Below are 240 nucleotides of genomic sequence, written 5' to 3'. Positions count from 1 at the left end.
TCCGTCGTCGGCAGCGTCAGAGGTGTATAAGAGACAGACTCTGGTCCGCGAGCAACTCGGCGCGCGTGGAGCTCGCGGACCAGAGTGCTGCCTTCGTCGCGCTGTACGAGCCGGTGCCGAGCCAGCTGCTGTCTCTTATACACATCTCCGAGCCCACGAGACACTCGCTAATCTGGGGGGGGTGTTTTTGTTTTGGGAGGGGGGGGGGGGGGGGGGGGGGGGGGGGGGGGGGGGGGGGGG

1 protein-coding gene is annotated in these 240 nt (G+C 67.9%); it reads right to left on the bottom strand.

The annotated features are described in order from the left end of the window. Positions 1-16 precede the first annotated feature (16 nt). A complete protein-coding gene (locus ACPYOG_RS19795) occupies positions 17-157 on the bottom strand; it encodes a hypothetical protein (RefSeq protein ID WP_481295823.1) in 141 nt (46 codons plus the stop codon). Positions 158-240 lie beyond the last annotated feature (83 nt).

This window comes from Leifsonia sp. HAY1-4F, assembly GCF_056755275.1.
The sequence above is the reverse complement of the archived record's forward strand: the minus strand, read 5'-3'. Positions and strand labels throughout refer to the sequence as shown.